Origin of the sequence: Selenomonas dianae (genome assembly GCF_030644225.1) — a bacterium.
Taxonomy (GTDB): Bacteria; Bacillota; Negativicutes; order Selenomonadales; family Selenomonadaceae; genus Centipeda; species Centipeda dianae.
This window is the reverse complement of the sequence record NZ_CP128650.1, coordinates 252243-275335: the sequence shown is the minus strand read 5'-3', so window position 1 is coordinate 275335 and position 23093 is coordinate 252243. Positions and strand designations below refer to the sequence as shown.

The window sequence follows — 23093 nt, the reverse complement described above, 5'->3', positions numbered from 1 at the left end:
GATTTCTCCTTATAAAAGCCCCAACGCGTGCTGCACGATGAGCGACGTACCCGCGACGGCGATCCAGCAGACCATGCCGAGCAGGAGCGGACGCGTCCCGTGTTTGATGAGCGACGGCAGATCCGTGTTCAGCCCGATTGCACTCATCGCGAGCACAATCGAGAACTTGCCGAGCATCCCAAGCCCGTGCGAAACTTCGGCGGGGAGAATGCCTGTCGTGTTCACAATGCACGCGAGCACAAAGTAGAGCACAAACATTGGGAAGATGCGCTTCAGCGAGAAACCCGCGCCGCTCTGCGCCGCACTGCGCATCATGAGCAAGGCGAAGAACAGGCAGACCGGCACAATCATCAGCGTGCGCGTCAGCTTCACAATCGTCGCGTACGCACCTGCATCATGGCTGTAGGCATAGCCCGCTGCGACCACGGATGACGTGTCGTTGATCGCCGTCCCCGCCCACATCCCGAAGCCCGCATCCGACATTCCCCAGCTGTGTCCGAGGAACGGGAAGATAAAGACCGCAAGCACATTGAAGAAAAAGATCGTCGCAATCGAGATCACAACATCCCGATCCTTCGCCCCAATGACGGGCGCGACCGCCGCAATCGCAGAGCCGCCGCAGATCGCCGTCCCCGCGCCGACAAGCGCGGTCATATCGCGATCCATCCCCAGAACCTTTCCCATCAGGAACGCCGCGCCGAACGCCGCAAGCAGCGTGAAGATCATGACATAGAGCGACTGCTCCCCGACCTCCACCACATGAAAGAGATTCATCTCAAAGCCGAGCAAGATGATCGCATACTGCAAAATCTTCTTGCCCGTAAATTTGATCCCGCTCTCGGTCGTCTTCGGCCGCCGCTTCTTCGCGAACAGCATACCGAGCAGGATGCCGAACACAGGGCCGCCCACAATCGGAAAATACAGCCCCAGAATGTACGCCGGGATCGCAAAGAGCAGCGCATAGAAAATGCCGTCCATGTATTCGCGTTTCATACATACACCTCTCTCACGCAAAAATCTCCGCCCACTCCTGTTCACGGAAACCCGTGCACACACGGTCATGCGTGATGAGGAGCGGACGCTTTACGAGCATCCCGTCCGAGGCGAGCACAGCGTACTGCTCCTCCTCCGTCATTGAGGGCAGCTTGTCCTTCAGCCCCAGCTCACGGTAGAGCATCCCGCTCGTATTGAAGAACCGCTTCAGCGGCAGCCCGCTCCGTGCGTGCCACGTACGCAGCTCCTCCGCCGTCGGCTTCTCCGTCACAATATCGCGCATCGGAGCCTCACAGCCGTGCGCCCGCAGAAACTTCTCCGCCTTCTGGCAGGTCGAGCACTTCGGATAGCCGATAAAAAGAACTTCTTTATCCATGCCTCATCTCTCCTTGCAGGAAATCCATCACATTACGTTCTCCATTATAGTCCCTCCCAAAAATTTTTCAAATTTTTCTTTTTGACCTATTGACTTTTTGACTATTTGAGGTATAATAACAATCGAAAGGTGAACAACAAGCAGCACCTTCCCAATCAAACAACAACGAACAGCGGCGTGCATTCCAAACAGTGTACCGCCGCAGCATCTCTAAGGAGTTGATCATCATGTTTGGACTTGTACCTTTTGCCGGACGCCGGAATCTCACGCAGCGTGACAGCGCGAATCCGTTTGCACTCTTCGACGCGATGCGCGATTCCTTCTTCCACGACTTCCCCGCTGCGAACTGGGGCGCCGCCTCGTTCAAGGTGGACGTGAAGGACAGCGGCGACCACTACGAGCTGACCGCCGACCTGCCGGGCATGACGAAGGAGGACATCGCCCTCCACTACGAGAACGGCTATCTCACGATTGCCGCCTCGCACAGTGAGTCCAACGACGAGAAGGACGACGCTGGCAACTACATCCGCCGCGAGCGTCACACGGGCGAAGTCAGCCGCTCGTTCTACATCGACGGCATCGACGACGCGAACATCCACGCCGAGTTCAAGGACGGCGTGCTGCAGGTAAACCTGCCAAAGACGGCGGACGCACCCGCACGCAAGCAGATCGAGATTCACTGATCTCCCGAAAAGGAACACGGGCACAATGCACTATGCATTGTGTCCGTGTTTTTTTGCCGTTTGACAATCCGTCAGCTGCACGCTATGATTTTCATGAAACAGTAATCCCTCATCACAAGAACAAAGGAGCAACGCGCATGAAAAAGAAAGCCTCCGTACCGTCGGTGGAGCCGAACTTCAGCAACATCAACGCCTATGCGGTCAATGCCGCGGTACACTATGCCAACGCCATGCTCCACTACACGGACTATACGGACATCTTTGCCGTCGGAATGACGGGATGGCGGGACGAAACCAAAAAACTCCGCCACAAAATCAGCGTCTACGTCGGCTCCAAAGAAAATTTTGGCATGGGACAGGAGATCGGTACCTACACCGCTCTCTCTTTCTTGCGAAAAAAAATATAGCCATTTCTTTGTTTATGTTGTATACTGTATACAATTGTTGAAAAGTTCCTCAAAAGGCAAAGGAGAGAGCACCATGAGAAAGGAACACGATTTTCTCGGCGAACTGGAAGTCCCCGATGATGTCTACTATGGCGTGCAGACGATGCGTGCCATTGAAAATTTCAACATCACGGGGCAGAAGCTCGACCCCGACTTCATCAAGGCACTCGCGCAGGTAAAAAAGGCGGCGGCACTCGCAAACATGGACACGGGCCGTCTGCCGCACGAAATCGGCGACGTGCTCGTACGCGCGGCGGATGAGATCATCGCGGGCAGTCTCATCGAGCAGTTCCCCGTCGACCCGATCCAGGGCGGCGCGGGCACGTCCATCAACATGAACATGAACGAGGTGCTCTGCAACCGTGCGCTTGAGCTGCGCGGCGAGCCGAAGGGACGCTACGACATCATCTCGCCGAACAACCACGCGAACATGGCGCAGTCCACCAACGACGCATTCCCGACGGGCATCAAGGTCTGCCTCTCGGCAAAGGGAGCGGTCTTTCTCGCTGCGCTCGACCGCCTCGCCACGGAGCTTGAGAAAAAGGCGACGGCGTACCGCGCGATCCTCAAGATGGGACGCACCCATCTACAGGATGCCGTTCCCATCACGCTCGGACAGGAGATGGGCTCGTACGCGTCTGCCGTGCGCCGCTCCATGCGCCGCATCCGCTATGTCCTGCGCCACATCCATACGATCAACATGGGCGGCACTGCGATCGGCACGGGGCTGAACGCCGAGCCCGCCTACATCAAGGCGGTCGCAAAGCGTCTCTCCGAGATCACGGGCGAGCAGTACCGCACCTCGCAGAACATCATCGACGCGACGAACAACACAGACGCGTTCGCCGATTTCTCCTCCGCGCTCAAAAATGCGGCGCTCGTCCTCATCAAGCTCGCAAACGATTTCCGCCTCATGGCATCGGGGCCGCGCTGCGGGCTGAACGAGCTGCATCTCCCGATGCGTCAGCCGGGCTCGTCCATCATGCCGGGCAAGGTCAACCCCGTCATTGCCGAGGTGCTCGACCAGGCGTGCTATCAGGTCATCGTGGGCGATCTCGCCGTGACGCTCGGCGTGGAGAACGGCCAGTTCGAGCTGAACGTCATGGAGCCGGTCATGGCGTTCAATATGTTCAACTCTCTGAACTACATCACGCGCGCGGTGAACACCTTCGTTGACAAGCTCCTCGTCGATCTGAAGCCGAACGTCGAGCAGTGTCAGAAGTGGCTCGACAACAGCGTCGGCATCGTGACGGCGCTCCTGCCGCACATCGGCTATGAGAAGTCCGCCGAACTGGCGCGTGAGGCATATACCACGGGCAAGCCCATCCGCGAGATCATCCTCGATCAGGGCATCCTCACGAAAAAAGAACTGAATCACATCCTCTCGCCGCGCCAGATGACGCGTCCGGGGATCGCAGAGTAGCGAACGAAGGGGAGTATCATGGGCGGTACTTCCCTTTTGTGCGCGTTCCCGCTCTTTTTCGATAAATGGAAGGAGTATCTTTCTTTTTGTCGAAATTTTATATTGTTTTAGGGTCTTTATCAACGTATCAAAGGAGGTCTTTTCATTGGCAATTGCAGGTGGAATCATTGTCATTCTAGCCTTTGCCGCCATCATCAAGAAGTACGAGACACGCATGGTGCTGCTCGCAGCCGGCTTTCTCATGTGCTTCATCGGCGGTGTCACGGGCAATGCAGTCGCGACGTTCAGCAAGACGATGGTACACGGCTCACTCGTGCCCGTGATCTGTACGGTCATGGGCTTCTCGTTCGTCATGAAGATCACGACCTGTGACCGCCATCTCGTCGAGTCCATCTCGGGTGTGATTACGCGGAGCAAGTTCATCCTCATCCCGCTCGCAACGCTGCTGACGTGGTGGATCAACATCGCCATCCCGAGCGCGGCGGGCTGCTCGGCGGCGGTCGGCAGCATCCTCATCCCGACGCTCATGGCAGCGGGCGTTCATCCCGCGATGGCAGGTGCGGCAGTGCTCGCGGGGACGTGGGGCAGTGCCATCAGCCCGGGACAGGCGCACAACATCTTCGTCGCCGATCTCGCGCAGACCGATCTCATGACCGTCATCATGGCACAGGTGCCCGCCGCGATTGTCGCATCCATCGTCGCCGTTGTCGCACTGACCATCATTGCAACAATACGTAAGGAAGGGCCCGATGAGGCGCGCCGTCTCGCCTATCATGCACAGCTCGAAAAGGAGGAGGGCGGCAGGAATTTCAAAGTCAACCCGATCTACGCGCTCGTCCCCCTCGTTCCGCTCGTCCTGCTCGTGCTCGGCAGCAAGCAGATCGCCGTCCTGCCGCTCACGGATGTCCCAACGGCGATGATCGTCGGCACGGTGCTCGCCCTCATCGTCACGCGGCAGAACCCGCAGGAGATCACGAAGAAGTTCTTTGACGGCATGGGCGAGGCATACGGCGGCGTCATCGGTCTCATCGTCGCCGCCGCCGTCTTTACCGCCGGCATGGCGGCAATGGGGCTCACGGATGCGCTGATTGAGGCGATGAAGGGTTCGGAGTCCGTCGCCAAGATGGCGGGCGCGTTCGGGCCATTCATCATCGCCGTGATCTCCGGCTCGGGCGATGCAGCGGCGCTCGCGTTCAACGGCGCGATTACCCCACAGGCGGCATCGTTCGGCATGAGCATCATCGACCTCGGCTCGCTCGCGCAGATGGCGGGCTCGATCGGACGCTCCATGTCCCCTGTCGCGGGTGCGGCGCTCGTGTGTGCAGGACTTGCCAAGGTCAGCCCGATGGAGCTCTCGAAGCGCAACGCGCTCCCGATGCTGCTCGCCACGATCACCTTTATGATCGTCCTCTTCCTCGGAAAGTAGGCAGCTATGATTGACAAAAAGCGCGTACTGGACGAGTTTTTCGAGTTGGTTTCCATCCGCTGCTCCACGCTCGATGAGCGCGAAATCGCCGATCTGCTGACAACGCGCCTGCGTGACCTCGGTGCGGCGGAGATTCACGAGGACGGGGCAGGCAAGGCGCTCGGCGGAAACACGGGCAATATCGTCGCGAACTTCAAAGGCACGGTCGCAGGCGTCCCCACCGTCATGCTGACGGCACATATGGACTGTGTCGAACCGTGCACGAACATCAAGCCGACCCTCAAGGACGGCATCATCCGCTCCGACGGCACGACCATTCTCGGCGCGGACGACAAGGCGGGCGTTGTCGCCATCCTCGAAACGCTGCGCTGTCTGAAAGAGCAAAACATCCCGCACGGCGATCTCCAGATCGTCTTTACCGTCGCCGAGGAGGGCGGCGTCAACGGCTCGCGCTGTCTGGATACGGGTCTCCTGCACGCTGACCTCGGCTATACGCTCGACACGCACGGACACGCCGGCACAGCCGCGTTCAAAGCCCCCGGCAAGAATCAGCTTGCCGTACGCATCGTGGGCAAGGCGGCGCACGCGGGCATCGACCCCGACGCAGGAAGGAACGCCATCACCGCAGCGGGCAGAGTGCTCACTGCCGTTCCGCAGGGGCGCATCGACGAGGAGACCACCTGCAACGTCGGCAAGATTGAGGGCGGCACAGCGACCAACGTCGTCGCCGAGTTCTGCACGCTGAACTTTGAAACGCGCAGCCGCGACAAGGCGAAACTGGACGCACTCACACAGCGTATGGTGGACAGTGTAAACGCAGCCCTCGACGGGACGGACTGTACCGCAGAAATCGACATCAAAAAGGACTACGATCCCTACGAACTGCCCCCCGACGCGCTCCCCATCCGCTATCTGCGCCGCGCCGCAGAACAGCTCGGCTTCCCCGTCGTGCTGGAGGAGGAGGGCGGCGGCTCGGATGCGAACCACTTCAATGCCTACGGTGTGCCGACGACCGTCCTCGGCGTCGGCATGACGGACTGCCACACGAAGGAGGAGAGCATCCACGAGCAGGATCTCTATGACGCGGCGGAGCTGACGCTCGCCATCGTGCGTGAAATCACCGAATAACCGAAACGACAAGGCCGGCACATCAGGCAGCTGCATTGCTTGACGTGCCGGCTCTGTCATGGGAGAAGTACGGACAAACGCATCACAAATTTTTGAGCGGCAATTCCTCAAATTTTTCTTTTTACGGTATTGACAATCTTCTGAAGTTTGACTATACTAAAGATAGTTAAGGAGGATTCGCAGATCGCTTGATTCAGGACAGGCGCTCCCATATGAGCCGTAAACATATGGGACGAGTTCTCCGGAGTTTCCACAGTGTTGACCGACGGTTGTTGGAGAGGGATACGGCGGTGCAGCTTCGCCGATGGCGAAGCCGGCACGGCCGGAGTTCCTTGACGGACTGGGAGGAGATTCCGATGGGTCATTGAATGGCCGCAGAAGATCCGGAGGTTCGCACAGGAGGGTCGAGTCCCGGCGCGCGACGGGACGGATGTATCAGAGGTGCGACAGGGAATGCGGCAGCCCGCAGAGGACGGGCACAGGGGCGTACATGGCGCGGCGTGGAGGAATGGTTTCCCGCGAGCGGAGTTGCGGGGGATGCGCCGGATGTATGTCGAGGTAGTTTCTCAGCGTTTGGAAGGAAAGTTCCGCGCCCCATGCTAGCTGTGGTACGGAATGAAGCAGAGATCGTGTAGATGCAGGAGAGTTACCTATCACTTCCCGTATTTTCCTCATGACCGCCGACAGATGACGAGAAAGTCTGTCGGCGGTTTTATTTTGCGTTTTTGAGAATCGCCGCCCCACTGAATTGATCCGTGCTCCCCCATGGAATGACGGCACAAGCTCCCCCGTTCCACCCACCAAAATCGCGGAGGACACGCCGAACGGAACCGCCAATGCCGTCCGATGCACGAATTCATTTTGTCATCAATTTTCTGTATACAATAATTTATAATTTCATATTCATCATTCTTGTGTTATAATGCTGTTGTTATTTTTTTCTTTATTGGACAAAAGGACAGGTGATTCTTGCATGAAAGATGCGCAGAACGAGTTTATGCAACACGAGCTGCGGCTCCCCGAGCTTACCGTGCGCGGTATGCTGCTCGGTGCGATCCTCACGATCATCTTCACGGCATCGAATGTGTACCTCGGGCTCAAGGTCGGCCTGACGTTCTCGTCGGCAATCCCGGCGGCGGTCATCTCGATGGCGATTCTGAAGATGGCAAAGGACGCGAACATCCTTGAGAACAACATGGTGCAGACACAGGCATCGGCAGCGGGAACGCTGTCCGCCATCATCTTCATCATCCCGGGTATGCTCATGATCGGCTACTGGCACGGCTTCCAGTTTTGGCAGACACTCGTGGTTTCTGCGTGCGGCGGCTGTCTCGGCGTGCTCTTTACCATCCCGCTGCGCCGCGCGATGGTCGTCCACAGCGATCTCGCATATCCCGAGGGCGTTGCCGCCGCCGAGATTCTGAAGGTCGGCAGCCAGACCAAGGCGGACGGCAAGACCGATTCCGGACTGAAGGAGATCCTCGCGGGCAGCGCGGTCGCGAGCGTGGTCGCATTCCTCACGAACGGTCTGCAGGTGCTCGGCGGTTCGCTCTCGGCGTGGTTTCACGTCGGGCGAGGCATGACACAGCTGCCTCTGGGCTACTCCACCGCGCTCGTGGGTGCGGGCTACCTGATCGGCATTGCGAGCGGACTTGCCATGCTGACGGGAATCGCTATCGCATGGGCGGGGTTCGTCCCCTACTTCACCATGGCGGAGATGCCGCCCGACGGCATGGCGATGCAGAAATTCGCCGGGATGATCTACCAGCAGAAGGTACGTCTCATCGGCGCGGGCGCGATGGGCGTAGCGGCGATCTGGACGCTCATCACCCTCGCGCGCCCCGTGATCGACGGCGTGAAGGAGTCCATTGCGGGCGCACGCACGACCGGCGAGGAAAAGGGACTGCACCGCATGGACATTGATATGTCGATGAAGAGCATCGCGCTCGTCTTTACGGTCACAGTCATCGGGCTTCTTGCCATCTTCTTTATGTTCGTCAGCCCGGAGCAGATTCCGCCGAGCCAAAAGCTGATCTTCTCGATTGTCGGGGTCGGCGTTTCGGTTCTCATGGGCTTCTTCGTCGCTGCCGCCTGCGCCTACATGGCGGGTCTTGTCGGCACATCCTCCAGTCCGATCTCGGGCATCGGCATCCTCGGCATCATTGTCGCCTCTCTCGTCATGTATGCGCTCTGCTCCTCGTTCGGCATCTTTGAGATGCCGGGCGGCGAGAAGTTCGCGACGGCGACCGCCATCTTTACCACCTCGATCATCCTTGCCATCGCCTGCATCTCGAACGACAATATGCAGGATCTCAAGACGGGCTGGCTCGTCGGAGCAACGCCGTGGCGGCAGCAGGTCGCGCTCCTCATCGGCTGCGTGGTCGGCGCACTCGTCATCGCCCCCGTGCTGAATCTCCTCTATGAGGCGTACGGCTTCCCCGGCGCGATGCCGCGTCCGGGAATGGATCCCGCACAGGCGCTCTCCGCGCCGCAGGCTGTGCTCATGACCACCATCGCACAGGGCATCTTCTCCAGCAAACTCGCGTGGGAGTACATCTATATCGGCATCGGCGTGGGCGTGATCCTCGTCCTGATCGATCTCTTCCTCAAGCGCACGACAAAGAATCTCTGTCTGCCGCCGCTCGCCGTCGGCATGGGCATCTACCTCCCGCCCGTCATCCAGACGCCGCTCGTTGTCGGTGCGATCCTCGGCTACGTCCTCAACCGCCATATGCGTAAGACCGGCGGCTCGAACGCCGAGGCGGCAGGTCTCAGGCGCGGCACACTCTTCGCCTCGGGGCTCATCGTCGGCGAGTCCATCGTCGGCGTCCTGCTTGCAGGTGTCATCGTCGTCTCCGTTTCGAACGGCGGCGGCGAGGCACCGCTCGCAATGGTCGGCAGCGACTTCGCCGATACCGCAGAGATGCTCGGCCTCCTCGTTTTCTTCGGCATCCTCGCCCTCTTCAGCAAGGTTGTGCTGAGCGGAAAGAAATCGTCCTGACCGCTCCTGGTCTTTGACACAGGCACGCCGTCCGTTCGTCGGGCGGCGTGTTTTCATATGCGTTACAGCATTGGAAGTTCGATGCAATCAATAACTTTTTGAAATTTCTTTAAATACTATCATTATCATTTTATTTCTTGGAAAATTTGTGCTTGTATCCCCTCCCATAATATACTATACTAGCGTCAAGTCTTTAAGAAGATCCCCATACGGAAAGGAGAACTATATCCATTTTTATTTACGGTTACCCTATCAAAGGAGCTGAAAAACCATGCAGGAAGCAATGAAAGAACAACCGGGAACGGGACGCGGCATCGGATTTCAAATCAACGCAATGGTAGCGCTGGGTGTCGTCGTCATGGTGGCAATCGTGATGGCGGTCGTCGCCTATATGTCGTTTGAGGCGCTCAGCGAGCGCGGAACGGCGGAAAAATTTGAGGCGACGGGTAAAATCGGAGCCTCGATCGAGGATCAGTACAACTCCGCGAGAAACACCGCAGATTTGATCCAGTCCCTCCTCCATGAGGAGATGAGCCATCCGGTGCAGATGCGGTCACGCAACCGCATTCCGGACTACCTCAACGCAGCGCTCGACGTGAATCCGAACCTCACGGGTGCCGGCATCATCTTTGAGCCGAACGCCTACGACGGCAACGATGCCGCAATGGCGGGCGCACCGTTCGGCGATCCCACGGGACGGCTCAATATGTATGTCTCGCGCACGAACGGGCTGAGTGCGCTCAACGATGTCGACAGCAGCGAGTGGTACAAGGAGCCGAAGAAGTCGCTGAAGCCCCACCTGACCGAGCCGTACTACTATGACGACCACGGAAAGAAAACGCTGCTCATCACGCTGAGCTTCCCCATCATGGAAAACGGCAGGTATCTTGGTGTCGTTCTCATGGACATCAACGTCAACAATCTGCAGGATGCCATTGCGCAGATGAGTTCGAAGCAGGAGTTCTACGCGCTCTTCACGGACAAGGGTACGCTGATCGCAAACGGTCTGGATCCGAGCCGCATCATGGAGAACTACTATCAGACCGCGAACATCACACAGGAGCAGATCGCGCGGATCTTTGACGACAGCGAATACTCCGAAACCAGGAACTCCAATACGACGGGGGAGAAATCGGTCTTAGTCTTCTCCCCGCTCCACCTTGAGGGGGTCGATGCACAGTGGGCACTCCTCTCGGTGACGGAGTATGACATCTTTGTCGGCAAGGCAAAGCACATGGTTCTCGTCTGTGTCGGCATCGCGGTGCTGTGCACGATCCTGCTCATCGCCCTGCTCTCGCTCTTCATCCACAAGCGGATTGCCGACCCGATCAGCGCACTCGCCGGGATGATCGCGAACTTCGCCCGCCTCGATCTGCGCGCGGAGAACAATCAGCGCATCCACGAGTTCCTCGGACGCACGGATGAGATCGGCACGATTGCCACTGAGCTGCGCCGCATGGCGAACGCCCTGCGCGAGATGGTCGGCAAAATCAATGGTGCCTCGCAGTCCGTCGCGGCGACCAGCGAGGAGTTGACGGCGACGGCACAGTCTACGGCAGACTCGGCGAACAACGTCGCCTCTGCGATCCATAACATCGCCGAGGGCGCGACCAGTCAGGCGCAGGAAACACAGGACGCCGCTCTGCATCTGGAGGAGATCGAGCATCTCGCCGATGTCAACGAAAAGGTGTTGGGCGAGCTCAATGAGGCTGCCGGCAACATCAAATACCGCAAGGACGAAGGCTCCAAGATCCTCGCCGAACTGATCGAAAAATCGACCGCCACATCGAAGGCGACGGAACAGGTCGCACAGGTCGTCGATGAGACGAACCAGAGCGCGGAGCGCATCGAGGAAGCCAGCGCAATGATCCAGTCCATCTCGGCACAGACGAACCTGCTCGCACTGAATGCAGCGATTGAGGCGGCACGCGCGGGCGAGGCGGGCAAGGGCTTCGCCGTCGTCGCCGAGGAGATCCGCAAGCTCGCCGAGCAGTCCAAGGGATTCACTGACGAGATCGGCGAGATCATCCGCGAGCTCAAGGAAAAATCGCAGCAGGCAGTCGACACGATGGATGTGTCCAAACACCTCGTCGCGGATAGCAAGGTCGACCTCGACAAGACGAAGCATCAGTTTGACCGCATCTCCGAGGCAGTCGACGTGACCGACTCCGTCGTCAGCCGCCTCAACAAAACCGCCGAGGAAATCGCACAGAAGAATCACGCCATCGCCGAGGTGGTACAGAACCTCTCCGCCATCGCAGAGGAGAATGCCGCCACGAGCGAGGAGGGCAGCGCGGGGGTCGAAACGCAGACGAACGCTCTGCACGACATCGCCAAGGCGAGCGAGGGCCTCGCGGAGATCGCCACCGAGCTGCAAGGCGAGATCGGCAGGTTCCGCGTATAAATCACAGACAGGAACACGCAGGGGACTGCGGCATGAGGGCTTATACCCGCGCGCTGCAGTCCCCTTGCCGCCCTCAGCGGCGCACGCCTGCGGGAGGCGTACGAAAGCACACCACGATACGAATTGAGGAAAACAGATGAACATGAGGGATGCGTTTGAGCGCATCATGCGCGAGCAGCGCGAAATCGCGCTTGCAACAACAACGGACGGGCTGCCGCACGTGCGCATTGTGAATTTCTACTACGCGCCCGAGGAGCACCGCATCTACTTCGCCACGTTCAAGGACAACGAGAAGGTGATCGAGCTCGCGGCGAATCCGAACACCGCCTTTACCACCGTTCCGCACAACGATACCGTAGAGCACGTCCGCGCGAGCGGAAGAGCCGTGAAGTCGGCGCATACGGTCTATGACCTCGCGCCCCTGTTTGCCGCAAAGATCCCGCGCTATCAGGAGACCATCGACGAAGTCGGCGACGATCTCATCCTCTACGAGATCGCCTTCGATGCGGCGGTCGTCACCGTGGATATGAGGCACATCGAGCACATCCGGCTCTAACAATATGCTGTAAATATGTTGAGGGGAAGCCATATTCCGGCTTCCCCTCTTTTTTTGAACTTACGGAGCGAAAAATGCGTGCGGCAACATCGCCCCCGCGCAAATCCATTCAATCCCGCCGCAGCTTTGGCAGCAGGAAGCGCAGGAGGACGTAGGCGAGGGTGCGCCTGCGGGTGCGTGTGTCTAGCATATAAATTCACTCCTCAAATCAAATCCATGCGCGAGCGGGCCGCTGCCCGCGCCGAGGTCGAGCCCCGCAGCGAGCGCGCCCGAGAGGTATGCCTTCGCGCGTTCGACTGCCGTATCCAAGTCCATGCCGCGTGCGAGGTTCGCGGCAATCGCACTGGAAAGGGTGCAGCCCGTTCCATGGGTGTTTGTGGTCGCAATGCGCCGTCCCTCGAACCATCGCGCACCGTTTCCATCGACGAGCAGATCGTTCGCATCGTCGACGCTGTGTCCCCCCTTCATCAGGACGGCGGTATGCGTGCGCTCGTAGATCCGCGTCGCCGCTGCGGTCATATGGGTGCGGTCGGTGATGCGCAGGTCGGACAACACCTCCGCCTCGGGGATGTTCGGCGTGATGATGGTCGCACGCGGCAGGAGCAACGATACGAGTGCCGCAACGGCATCTTCGCTGATGAGCCGCGCCCCGCTCGTTGCGACCATGACGGGATCAACGACGACGTTCCGCGCATGGTATGCATCGAGCTTCTCCGCAATGATGCGGATGAGCGCAGCACCATGAGCCATGCCGATCTTTACGGCATCGGGCGGGATGTCGGTAAAGACGGCATCGAGCTGTGCCGCGAGGAATGCGGGCGGGACGCCTAGGATGTCCGTGACACCCGTGGTGTTCTGCGCAGTGAGTGCGGTGATTGCGCTCATGCCGTAAACGCCGTGCGCGGTCATGGTCTTGAGATCCGCTTGAATCCCCGCGCCGCCGCTCGAATCACTGCCCGCGATGGTGAGCGCCGTATACATTTTCATCGTACATCCTCCTCAGAGTTTCATAATGTTCATACGCGCGGCGAGTTCTTCGTCCGTCAGGCAATAAACAGCGTCAATGATCCGCGTGCGATAGGTCGCATTGCCGTCGCACTCCCCCATCTGCACCCATGCGATCTCGCCCGCCGCCCCCATGAGTGCGACGGTCTCGGCGGCTGCCGCGAGCGGATCGGACGGGACGGCGGCAAGGGCGGCGGCGAGGAGCGCGGAGAGCTGGCAGCCCGTGCCTGTGACACGTGCCATCTCCGCGCGTCCGTTTCGGATGGCATAGCAGTCGCTCCCGTTCGTCACGAGGTCGATTGCGCCCGTGACTGCGACGACTGCGCCCGTGCGTGCGGCAAAGGTGCGCAGAGCATCTGCCGAAGCCATGAGGTTTTCCTCGGTGACGGCATCCGCCGCACTCGCGTCAACGCCCTGTGTCGCGCCGCTCCCGACGGCAAGCGTGCGAATCTCAGAAATATTACCGCGAATCAAGGCAGGGCGAACCTCGTCCAAAATACGCAGTGCGGTCGCGGTGCGCAGCGCGCTCGCGCCTGCGCCGACGGGGTCGAGCACAACGGGATGACCAAGAACGCGTGCACGCTTTCCCGCTGCGATCATGCTCGGGATGGTTCGCGCGTTGAGTGTGCCGATGTTGAGGCAGAGCCCCGCACAGAGGGCGGTGATCTCCTCCACCTCCTCCGAATCGTCCGCCATGATGGGACGCGCCCCGATGGCGAGCAGGACGTTCGCCACGTCATTGACGGTGACATAGTTTGTAATGCAGTGGACGAGCGGGGATGCCGCGCGGATTTGGTCGAGGGTTCGTGTGTTCATGATATTTCCTCCGTCGTAAAAGTGATTTCACACAAAAAACGCGGCCATGCCAACTGACATAGCCGCGTGCTCTGCACATATATCCCTACGTTGGCATTATCCAAATCAGGTTGTGGGTCGGGACGCATCATCCCCTCTCAGCCGACTGCTGTCAGCTCCCCTTATTCGGTTTATATACGGTTACTGTGCGCTCATCGAGAGCTCGATGAACTTGTTGCCGAGCTTCGCCTTCTGCAGGACTTCCTCGGTGATGTCCGCGCCCGCCTCGACGATGACGACACCGTTGTCCATCTTGATCGTGCGTGTCGCCTTCTTGCCGAGCAGGAATCGGCGGTGACGATCCTCGTTCACGCGCTCCGCGCTCTTGTCCTCGGCGGGCTCTGCCGCAGCCGGAGCGGGTTCGGCCGGTGCCGGATCCTCAACCACCGCCATCGCAGGATGCGCCACCGGCGCGGGGGCTGGCTCAGGCTCAGGCATCGCCGGCGCGGCGGTCGGTGCCGGCTCCTCTGCAGGAGCTGCCGGAGCAGCGACAGGCGCGGCCTCCTCCATCGGGGGCTCCACCACAGGAGCAGCCTCCGCCACGGGTGCGGACTCCTCGATCACGGGCATCGCAGCGACGGGCGCAGCTTCTACGGCGGGAGTTTCCTCAATCACCGGCTCAGCCGCAGGCACAGGATCTGCGGGCGCTGTCACAGCGGGTGCCGCCGGTGCAGCCGCTGCGTCAGATTTTTTTCCGGCATCGCCCTCCGGGGAGATGACTGTGACTTCCTTTCCGAAGATGGAAACCTGATCCGCCGTCACCTCGGACGCCATGCCCTCCGGTGTCGTGATCTCGCACTTTTCGATGCTGCCGTCCTCGCCGATGAAGATCTCGGAGATCGTGCCCTGGATCACGCCCGAGCGCGTAATCGCCTTCGTCCCGATCACGCGGATGTTGTCGTCGAGCAGGGTCTCGAAATCGCCCGCCGCATCCAGCGTCAGGATGTTCTCGCTGTTGTTGATCGTGACGGCATCCTCGCCGACCGCAATGACATTATCATAGGGAATGAGCTTGACGCCGCGATACCAGTCCTCGTCCTCGATCGTGATCGCCGCTACAACGCGGTTCGGCGCGTCGATGAGCAGCGTCTTGCTCATGCCGAGCTCGCGTCCCTCGGTGATACTGATGACAGGAAGCCCCAGAATGTCAACGCTTTTCTTCATGTGTATTCCTCCATTTTACCAAAAATGTCAGGTTCTCAACTCCTGTGCCCGCCGATCCGCCTCGGCAAGCAGTTCCTTCGACACCTCGCCGAACGGCAGCGCAGGCGTCCCCTGCGCACGGAGCATATGGGAAACGACGGTCAAGGCTCTGCGGGAGCGCTCAAACTCCTGCACCATGACGGCGTTCTTTGCAATGACAGGGAGCGCACACGCCTCATCAAAGAGGGCGAGCGCCGCTTCGTAGTCCCCAAAACGCTTGTAGAGCGTCGTGAGCTCGATGATGAGATACGGGACATAGGAGTCGTCCGGATAGCGTGCAAGTGCACGGCGATATGCCGCAACGGCCCGCAGCGGATTGTCCTCCGCCGCCTCGTAGGCGACATCCAGCAGGGCATCCATGTTCTCCGGCAGATCCTCCGCCTCCTGCGGGGGCGTGCTCTGTGCCGGATCCCGCCGGACTGCGGGGGCGGCATCCCGCTCCTCTGCGGGGAGAGGATGCGCTGTGGCAGCGGGAAACGACGCCTCCGGCAGTGCCGTCTCCGTTGTCGCCGCGTAGGCACAGGGGGGATCTGTCGCAGTGTCCGCCTCCTGCGGCGGCGGCATCGGCAGCTCGCTCGGCGACAGCGGCGGGATTATTTCCTTCGCATCCTGCTGTGCACGCCTGCGCACACGCAGCGTCAGAAAATAATTGTAGAGCGTCACGATGAGCCCCGCCCCCGCGATCAGCGCCGCATACTGGATGTACAGCGTCCGGGTCAGCGGCGGACGGAGCACAATGCTCCCCACGACAAGACCGACACTCATCAGCACGGCGAGCACCAGCGAAGACGGGCGAATCTGCGACGGCATTGTCCTCGCCCCCCCTTGCTCCTCACCAACGTCCAATGCAGCAGACACGCCGCAGGTATTCTAAGATAGTTTCGACACAAACACGAAAACTCCTTCTCTGCTTCGGAAAATCCCCCAAAAAGTCGCACAAAACTTTTTTATTTCTGCCCTTTTTTCATGTCCCGTTTTATAGTATAATAACTATGACGTTCATTCGCGTGCAAAAAGATACAGCGCACGCGAGGAGAATATCGGATGAATCAACTTATATCGGATGGGAGAGGTTCACATGACGCAGGAAACAGTTATGATCGAGAACAAGACGGGCATCCACGCACGTCCCGCATCGGTGTTCGTCCAGACGGCGACCAAGTTCAAATCCAAGATCCAGATCGAGGCGAAGGGCAAGAAGGTCGATGCCAAGAGCATTCTCATGCTCATGAGCATGGGGCTCGTCAAGGGCACGGAGCTCACCATCATTGCCGAGGGCGCGGATGAGGCGGATGCCGTGAAGGCTCTTGCGGATCTCGTCAACTCGAAGTTCGGCGAGGAGTAATCCATACGATAGGGGGACGCCCGAGGTTTTGCAGTACACTGTCGCCTCGCGGCGTTTTTTCATAGGGGGGTATAAACATGGCGGAAAGCATCCGTGGAAAAGGCGTTATCTCCGGCATCGCCGTCGGAAAGGTCATGCTCGCGGGACAGAACCTCGACGGCTATCTCGCGGCATACAAGCCCGGCTCGATCGCAGAGGAACAGGGCAAGGCGGAGGCGGCACTCACCGCCGTCACGGAGATCCTGCTCGCGACCATCGACCGCCTCCGCAAGGAGGAGCAGACCGAACAGGCGGCAATCCTTGAGGCGCACCGCATGATGGTGCAGGATCCGATGATGGCGGAGAACATCAAGACAAAGATCGAGGAGACGGGCAGTGCGCCGCAGGGCATCCTTGACGCCGCCAGTGATCAGGCGCAGCTGTTCGAGCAGATGGAGGACGAGTACTTCGCTGCGCGTGCGGTCGATCTGCGCGACGTGGGCAAGCGCATCGCGAAATACGTCCTCGGGGTCAAAGAACCGGAGATCGGCGCGGGTCAGGTCATCCTCTGCGGCGAGGAGATCGAGCCGTCCGTCGTGGCGGGGATGCCAACGGATCAGATCGCGGGCGTGATCCTCGGCTCGGGCAGCGCGACGAGCCACGTCGTCATCATCGCCAAGGCACGCGCGATCCCGACCGTGCTCGGCATCGGCGACAAGATCAACCTCATTCATGACGAGGACGAGATCATCCTCGACGGCAGCCGCGGCGACATCATCATCCGCCCGACCGAGGCGGAGCGTTCGCTCTATCAGACCAAGATCGAAGAGCAGAAAAAGCTCGCGGCGCACTACGCCGCGCTCAAGGATCTGCCCGCCGTGACCAAGGACGGCGTACGCATCGAACTCACGGCGAACATCGGCACGCACATGGACGTGGATAACGCACTCACGTACGGCGCGGAGGGCGTGGGGCTCTTCCGCTCCGAGTTCGTCTTTATGGGCTCCACGACGATCCCGACGGAGGAAGATCAGTTCAAGGCATACCGCGCTGCGGTCGAAAAGTGCGGCGGCCACATCTGCGTCATCCGCACCATGGACATCGGCGGCGACAAGCCCCTGCCCTACCTCAACATCGACCCCGAGGAGAATCCGTTCCTCGGCTACCGCGCCCTCAGAATCAGCCTTGACCGTCACGACCTCTTCCTCCCGCAGATCAAGGCGATCCTGCGCGCAGGTCTCTATGGCAAGGCGGCGATGATGGTTCCCATGGTCATCAGCGTCAGCGAGATCCAACGCGTACAGAAACTCGTCGAACAGGCAAAGGTGGAGCTCACCCACGAGGGCAAGGAGTACTCCGACGACGTACAGGTGGGCATCATGGTCGAAACGCCTGCCGCTGCCGTCGTCTCGCCGCTGCTCTCCCAGTACGTCGACTTCTTCAGCATCGGGACGAACGACCTCATCCAGTACACGCTCGCGGTTGACCGGGGCAACGCACAGATCGCGCACCTCTACAACCCGTTCAACCCCGCTGTCCTCCGCCTCATCCAGCGCACGATCCAGAGTGCGCGTGAGCGCGGCATCTGGGCGGGTATGTGCGGCGAGATGGCGAGCGACCCGTACGCCGCCGTCATCCTGCTCGGCATGGGCATCACGGAACTCTCCATGAGTGCGCCGAGCATCCCGCGCGTCAAGGAGATGATCCGCTCCGTCACCTCGACACAGGCAAAGGAACTCCTCGCCGATGTCATGAAGATGGAACACGGCGTCGAGATTCGCGCCTACCTGCACAAGATGCTCGAAGGCTCGGACGCGAGCGCAAGGATCTAAGGGAATCGCTCATTGTTGCAAAAAGCACAGACAAGAACGTCGTTCTACGTCATACTGTGTGCGTGTATTATATTTGATTCGGAATTCCTGCCGCGCTTCGGTGCGGCAGGGATTTTCATTTGGGAGAGGCTTCCATGAAACTATCCATCGACGACGCCGCGTGCGTCTCCTGCGGGATGTGTGCCGAACGTCTGCCCGCCGTCTTTCGCATCGACCGCACGGCACGCTCCGCCGTACTCGTGCGCCAGCCCGTACCAACCGAGGAGGACGATGCGCTCGAAGCGGCGGAGGACTGCCCCGTCGGCGCAATTATTTCTTCCTTTTTCGTGGCAAACAGATGATTATGTGATAAAATGAAGGTGATTTTTTCGATTGCCATTTCTGGATGGCGGCACAGCCGCACGGGGGGAATCTACAATGACGGAATTAAAGATGGAACCGTTTGGAACGATGCCGGGGGGAGAGCGGATCGACCTCTATACACTCACGAACGGACGCGGCACACGCGTCGCTGTCACAACCTACGGGGCGCGGCTGGTGAAGTTCGAGCGCATGGTACACGGCGCACCGCTCGACATCGTGCTCGGCTATGAAACGGGCGAAGACTATGTCCGCGACACCGCCTCGATGGGGGCGATTGTCGGACGGCACGCGAACCGCATCGCGGGCGGGCGTATCACGGTCGCGGGGCGTCCCTATCAGCTGGAGCTGAACACAGGATCAAAAAAGCAGAACCACATCCACGGCGGCTCAAACGGGCTGCACTACCACCTCTGGATGGCGGAGATCGTCGAGGGCGGCGTGGAGTTCACGGCGATCAGCCCCGACGGCGAGGGCGGCTACCCCGGCAACTTCGAGGCAAAGGTCGCCTACCGCCTCACGGACGACGATGCACTCTCCATCTCCTACCGCGCCGTCAGCGACGCGGACACGATCTGCAACCTCACGAACCATACCTATTTCAACCTGGAGGGGTGTACCGCTGACAGCGTGCTCGATCACACGGCGGAGATCTACGCCGACGAGTTCACGTGGGCGGATGCGGAGTCCCTGCCCGACGGACGTATCCTCAGCGTCTTTGGAACGCCGATGGACTTCACTGCGCCGCACCGCATTGGCGAGCGCATCGACGCGGACTATGACCAGTTGCAGTTTGCGGGCGGCTACGATCACAACTGGGTGCTGCGCGGCGACATCGCGCCCGAGCCATACTCCCATCTCAAAAAGGCGGCACGCGTCACATCGGAAAAGACGGGGCTTGCCCTCTCCTGCTACACGACGCAGGTCGGGATGCAGTTCTACACGGCAAACTCCCTCGCGAAGCGTCCGCTCATCGGCAAGGGCGGCAAACAGTTCCCACGGCGCGGAGGCTTCTGCCTTGAAACACAATTCTTCCCGAACGCGCCCGCAAACCCGCATTTTCCACAGCCCGAGCTGCGCATGGGAGAGGTCTGGGAGGCGGAGACCGTCTATGTGCTCGAAGAATTATAATACCATCTATAGAAATTCCTTATGACCATCATGCTTTTTTCAATCGTTCGTTTATGCAAAATTCCTAGACTTTTCGATAAAAGGAGGGTAAGATAATATGTATCAATGAGTTCTGCTCACAAAAATTAAGGGAGGATTGACTAAATGAATATTCATGAGTACCAGTCCAAGCAGGTTCTGCGCGAGTTCGGCGTGAACGTGCCGAACGGGCTGCCGGCGTTCACCGTCGATGAGGCAGTCGAGAATGCGAAGAAGCTGGGCTCCCCCGTGATTGTCGTCAAGGCGCAGATCCACGCGGGCGGCCGTGGCAAGGCGGGTGGTGTCAAGATTGCAAAGAACACAGATGAAGTCCGCACCTACGCGCAGGAACTCCTCGGCAAGGTTCTCGTCACGCATCAGACCGGCCCCGAGGGCAAAAAGGTCGGTCGCCTCCTCATCGAAGAAGGCTCGAAGATCAAAAAGGAATACTACCTCTCGTTCGTCGTTGACCGTCAGACCGCGAGCATTGTCATGATGGGCTCCGAGGAGGGCGGCGTCGAGATCGAGAAGGTCGCCGCCGAGACCCCCGAGAAGATCATCAAGGAATACATCGACCCCGTGATCGGGCTTGCTCCGTTCCAGGCATCGCGCATGGCGTACGCCATCAACATCCCGGGTCCTGCCGTCCGCAAGGCGGCGGCGCTCATGCAGGGTCTCTATGCCGCATTCATCGGCAAGGACTGCTCACAGGTCGAGATCAACCCGCTCGTCGTCACCGAGGACGACGATGTCATCGCACTTGATGCGAAGCTGAACTTCGACGACAGCGCGCTCTTCCGCCACCCCGACATCGCAGCGCTCCGCGATGAGACCGAGGAGGATCCGAAGGAGCGCGAGGCGGCTGCGGCAGGGCTCAACTACGTCAACCTCGGCGGCGATGTCGCGTGCATGGTCAACGGCGCAGGGCTTGCGATGGCGACCGTCGACATCATCAAGCACTACGGCGGCGAGCCCGCGAACTTCCTCGATGTCGGCGGCGATTCCGAACCCGAGAAGATCGCCAAGGCGTTCAGCATCATGCTTGAGGGCGGTCAGGCGAAGGGCATCTTCGTCAACATCTTCGGTGGCATCAACCGCTGCGACAACATCGCCAGCGGCATCATCGAGGCGGCAAAGATCATCTCCAAGGACGGCAAATCCCTCCCTGTTCCCGTCGTCGTCCGCCTCGAAGGCACAAAGGTCGAAGAGGGTCGCGAAATCCTCAAGAACACGCCGATCGGCAACGTCTTCCCCGCAGCCACGATGGAGGGCGGCGCAGAGCAGATCGTGAAACTCGTCGCACAGGCGAAGGCGTAATCGAAAGGGAGGTCATACAATGTCAGTAATGATTGATAAGGACACCAAGGTCATTGTCCAGGGCATCACCGGCAAGGCCGCCATGTTCCACACGAAGCAGATGCTCGACTACGGCACAAAGATCGTCGGCGGCGTCACCCCCGGCAAAGCGGGGCAGACCGTCGAGGGCGTACCCGTATTCAATACCGTTGCAGATGCCGTGAAGGCGACGGGTGCAACTGCCTCCGTCGTCTACGTCCCCGCACGCTTCGCGGCGGACTCCATCCTTGAGGCGGTCGATGCGGATCTCGACCTCGTCGTCTGCATCACCGAGCACATCCCCGTGCTCGACATGGTGAAGGTACGCCGCTATATGCAGGGCAAAAAGACCCGCCTCGTTGGACCGAACTGCCCCGGGCTCCTCACCGCGCAGCAGTCCAAGCTCGGCATCACACCCGGCACGGTCAGCAAGCCCGGCCACGTCGGACTCATCTCGCGCTCCGGCACCCTCACCTATGAGGCGGCGTTCCAACTCACGAACGCGGGCATCGGTCAGACGACCACCGTCGGCATCGGCGGCGACCCCGTCAAGGGCACGGACTTCATCGACGCGCTGCAGCTCTTCAAGGACGATCCCGACACCTATGCCGTCCTCATCATCGGTGAGATCGGCGGCACGGCGGAGGAAGATGCCGCGAAGTGGATTCAGGAAAATATGAAGGACAAACCTGTGTCCGCGTTTATCGCCGGCCGTCAGGCGCCTCCGGGCAAGCGCATGGGTCATGCAGGCGCAATCATCTCCGGCGGCAAGGGTACGGCAGCGGACAAGGTTGCCGCCCTGGGTGCGGCGGGCATCCCCGTCGCCGACACCGTCGCACACATCGGCGAGACCATGGTGAGGCTCCTCAAGGAGAAGGGTCTCTACGACAAGTGCCACACCTGCTGAGATAATTTACAGCATAACGAAGCCCCCGCATATGCGGGGGCTTTTTGTGTGCAGCGCAGATTATACAGCTGCCGCCAGTTTCGGAGCGGGTACCGTGCGTCCCTCAGCTTTTGCCGTTTCAATCCACGAAACGATCGCATCCGAAATGTTCCGCAGCGCCTCCTCCTTCGTTTCTCCATCCGCCATACACCCCGGGAGTTCAAACACCTCAGCCAAGAAGCCTCCGCCATCCTCCACGGACAATGCAGAAATCGTCACCTGATATGCGTCAATATCAACCATCATACATACACTCCTTTATCTCTCCACAACCCGTTTATACAGCACGAGTGCCCGTTTCACATAGATCGCCTTCAGCGGACGACGCTTCCCTCTCGAATCCACGGTCAGAATCTCCTGCAGACGCGGATGTGAAAACGTATAGTGATCTCCTTTCCCCGATCGACAAGTAAATCCGCCTACCTTCGTCATCAATTTTTCCAGCTCATCAAAAGTAACGTCAGCAGGATTATTTTCTATTTTTTGGAGTAACTTTTCATAATGTCCCACCGGCTACACCTGCTTTCTCATTATATAATACCATTTTCCCTCCAATTGTAAAGATGCGCCATTCGCAATGTCAAGAAGTCGAAAAGCAACAGAGATCTTTCAAAAAGGACGTTTGAACCTGTCATATGTGACAGTTAC

Annotated in this window: 22 protein-coding genes and 1 riboswitch; of the genes, 14 read left to right on the top strand and 8 right to left on the bottom strand. The window is 59.5% G+C overall.

Annotated elements, in window-relative coordinates:
* Nucleotides 1-9: 9 nt before the first annotated feature.
* Together QU667_RS01400 and QU667_RS01395 are read right to left on the bottom strand one after the other, a co-directional pair.
* Complete coding sequence (locus QU667_RS01400; protein WP_304987570.1) at nt 10-993, bottom strand: YeiH family protein; 984 nt, start codon at nt 991-993, stop codon at nt 10-12.
* A 13-nt stretch (nt 994-1006) separates the two neighbouring features.
* Nucleotides 1007-1369: an arsenate reductase family protein gene (locus tag QU667_RS01395; RefSeq protein ID WP_304987569.1), complete on the bottom strand. Its 363-nt coding sequence runs from the start codon at nt 1367-1369 to the stop codon at nt 1007-1009.
* A gap of 227 nt (nt 1370-1596) precedes the next feature.
* Between QU667_RS01395 and QU667_RS01390 the strand changes: the two genes are divergently transcribed.
* The 8 genes from QU667_RS01390 to QU667_RS01355 all read left to right on the top strand — a co-directional run bounded on the left by QU667_RS01390 (nt 1597) and on the right by QU667_RS01355 (nt 12436).
* Nucleotides 1597-2052 (top strand): Hsp20/alpha crystallin family protein, encoded by a 456-nt coding sequence (locus tag QU667_RS01390; protein ID WP_304987568.1) that lies wholly within the window; start codon nt 1597-1599, stop codon nt 2050-2052.
* Between the two features lie 137 nt (nt 2053-2189).
* Nucleotides 2190-2459 (top strand): hypothetical protein, encoded by a 270-nt coding sequence (locus QU667_RS01385; protein WP_304987567.1) that lies wholly within the window; start codon nt 2190-2192, stop codon nt 2457-2459.
* Between the two features lie 73 nt (nt 2460-2532).
* Complete coding sequence (locus tag QU667_RS01380) at nt 2533-3921, top strand: aspartate ammonia-lyase (RefSeq protein ID WP_304987566.1); 1389 nt, start codon at nt 2533-2535, stop codon at nt 3919-3921.
* A gap of 145 nt (nt 3922-4066) precedes the next feature.
* A complete protein-coding gene (gene dcuC, locus QU667_RS01375) occupies nt 4067-5347 on the top strand; it encodes a C4-dicarboxylate transporter DcuC (RefSeq protein WP_304987565.1) in 1281 nt (426 codons plus the stop codon).
* Nucleotides 5348-5353: 6 nt separating this feature from the next.
* Nucleotides 5354-6475, top strand: a complete 1122-nt coding sequence (locus QU667_RS01370) for a M20/M25/M40 family metallo-hydrolase (RefSeq protein WP_304987564.1) — start codon at nt 5354-5356, stop codon at nt 6473-6475.
* Nucleotides 6476-7448: 973 nt separating this feature from the next.
* The gene (locus QU667_RS01365) at nt 7449-9476 is read left to right on the top strand and encodes an OPT family oligopeptide transporter (protein ID WP_304987563.1); all 2028 of its coding nucleotides are present in this window, start codon (nt 7449-7451) and stop codon (nt 9474-9476) included.
* A gap of 271 nt (nt 9477-9747) precedes the next feature.
* Entirely contained in the window at nt 9748-11880 is a 2133-nt protein-coding gene (locus tag QU667_RS01360) for a methyl-accepting chemotaxis protein (protein WP_304987562.1), read from the top strand.
* A gap of 136 nt (nt 11881-12016) precedes the next feature.
* Nucleotides 12017-12436 (top strand): pyridoxamine 5'-phosphate oxidase family protein, encoded by a 420-nt coding sequence (locus QU667_RS01355; RefSeq protein WP_304987561.1) that lies wholly within the window; start codon nt 12017-12019, stop codon nt 12434-12436.
* Nucleotides 12437-12619: 183 nt separating this feature from the next.
* On the opposite strand, the gene thiD is transcribed toward QU667_RS01355, so the two are convergent.
* The 4 genes from thiD to QU667_RS01335 all read right to left on the bottom strand — a co-directional run bounded on the left by thiD (nt 12620) and on the right by QU667_RS01335 (nt 16309).
* A complete protein-coding gene (gene thiD, locus QU667_RS01350; protein ID WP_304987559.1) occupies nt 12620-13423 on the bottom strand; it encodes a bifunctional hydroxymethylpyrimidine kinase/phosphomethylpyrimidine kinase in 804 nt (267 codons plus the stop codon).
* Nucleotides 13424-13435: 12 nt separating this feature from the next.
* A complete protein-coding gene (thiM, locus tag QU667_RS01345; RefSeq protein WP_304987558.1) occupies nt 13436-14257 on the bottom strand; it encodes a hydroxyethylthiazole kinase in 822 nt (273 codons plus the stop codon).
* Between the two features lie 65 nt (nt 14258-14322).
* Nucleotides 14323-14429, bottom strand: a riboswitch (TPP riboswitch).
* 8 nt (nt 14430-14437) lie between these two features.
* Nucleotides 14438-15460: a PRC-barrel domain-containing protein gene (locus QU667_RS01340; protein WP_304987557.1), complete on the bottom strand. Its 1023-nt coding sequence runs from the start codon at nt 15458-15460 to the stop codon at nt 14438-14440.
* A 27-nt stretch (nt 15461-15487) separates the two neighbouring features.
* Nucleotides 15488-16309, bottom strand: coding sequence for a conjugal transfer protein TraD (locus QU667_RS01335; protein ID WP_304988372.1), 822 nt, complete (start codon nt 16307-16309; stop codon nt 15488-15490).
* 268 nt (nt 16310-16577) lie between these two features.
* Between QU667_RS01335 and QU667_RS01330 the strand changes: the two genes are divergently transcribed.
* From QU667_RS01330 to sucD, 6 genes are all read left to right on the top strand, one after another.
* Complete coding sequence (locus tag QU667_RS01330) at nt 16578-16844, top strand: HPr family phosphocarrier protein (protein ID WP_304987556.1); 267 nt, start codon at nt 16578-16580, stop codon at nt 16842-16844.
* A 77-nt stretch (nt 16845-16921) separates the two neighbouring features.
* On the top strand, nt 16922-18655 hold the full coding sequence (ptsP, locus tag QU667_RS01325) for a phosphoenolpyruvate--protein phosphotransferase (protein WP_304987555.1): 1734 nt from the start codon (nt 16922-16924) through the stop codon (nt 18653-18655).
* A gap of 134 nt (nt 18656-18789) precedes the next feature.
* On the top strand, nt 18790-18996 hold the full coding sequence (locus tag QU667_RS01320) for a ferredoxin (protein WP_304987554.1): 207 nt from the start codon (nt 18790-18792) through the stop codon (nt 18994-18996).
* 76 nt (nt 18997-19072) lie between these two features.
* Complete coding sequence (locus QU667_RS01315) at nt 19073-20146, top strand: aldose epimerase family protein (protein ID WP_304987553.1); 1074 nt, start codon at nt 19073-19075, stop codon at nt 20144-20146.
* A 144-nt stretch (nt 20147-20290) separates the two neighbouring features.
* Nucleotides 20291-21481, top strand: coding sequence for an ADP-forming succinate--CoA ligase subunit beta (sucC, locus tag QU667_RS01310; protein ID WP_304987552.1), 1191 nt, complete (start codon nt 20291-20293; stop codon nt 21479-21481).
* 19 nt (nt 21482-21500) lie between these two features.
* Entirely contained in the window at nt 21501-22406 is a 906-nt protein-coding gene (gene sucD / locus QU667_RS01305) for a succinate--CoA ligase subunit alpha (protein WP_304987551.1), read from the top strand.
* A 60-nt stretch (nt 22407-22466) separates the two neighbouring features.
* Here sucD and QU667_RS01300 read toward each other — a convergent pair whose 3' ends face one another.
* Together QU667_RS01300 and QU667_RS01295 are read right to left on the bottom strand one after the other, a co-directional pair.
* Nucleotides 22467-22691 carry a type II toxin-antitoxin system HicB family antitoxin gene (locus tag QU667_RS01300; protein ID WP_304987550.1) on the bottom strand — a complete coding sequence of 75 codons (225 nt, stop codon included), beginning with the start codon at nt 22689-22691 and terminating at the stop codon, nt 22467-22469.
* Nucleotides 22692-22703: 12 nt separating this feature from the next.
* Nucleotides 22704-22955, bottom strand: coding sequence for a toxin HicA (locus tag QU667_RS01295; RefSeq protein WP_304987549.1), 252 nt, complete (start codon nt 22953-22955; stop codon nt 22704-22706).
* Between the last annotated feature and the right edge of the window lie 138 nt (nt 22956-23093).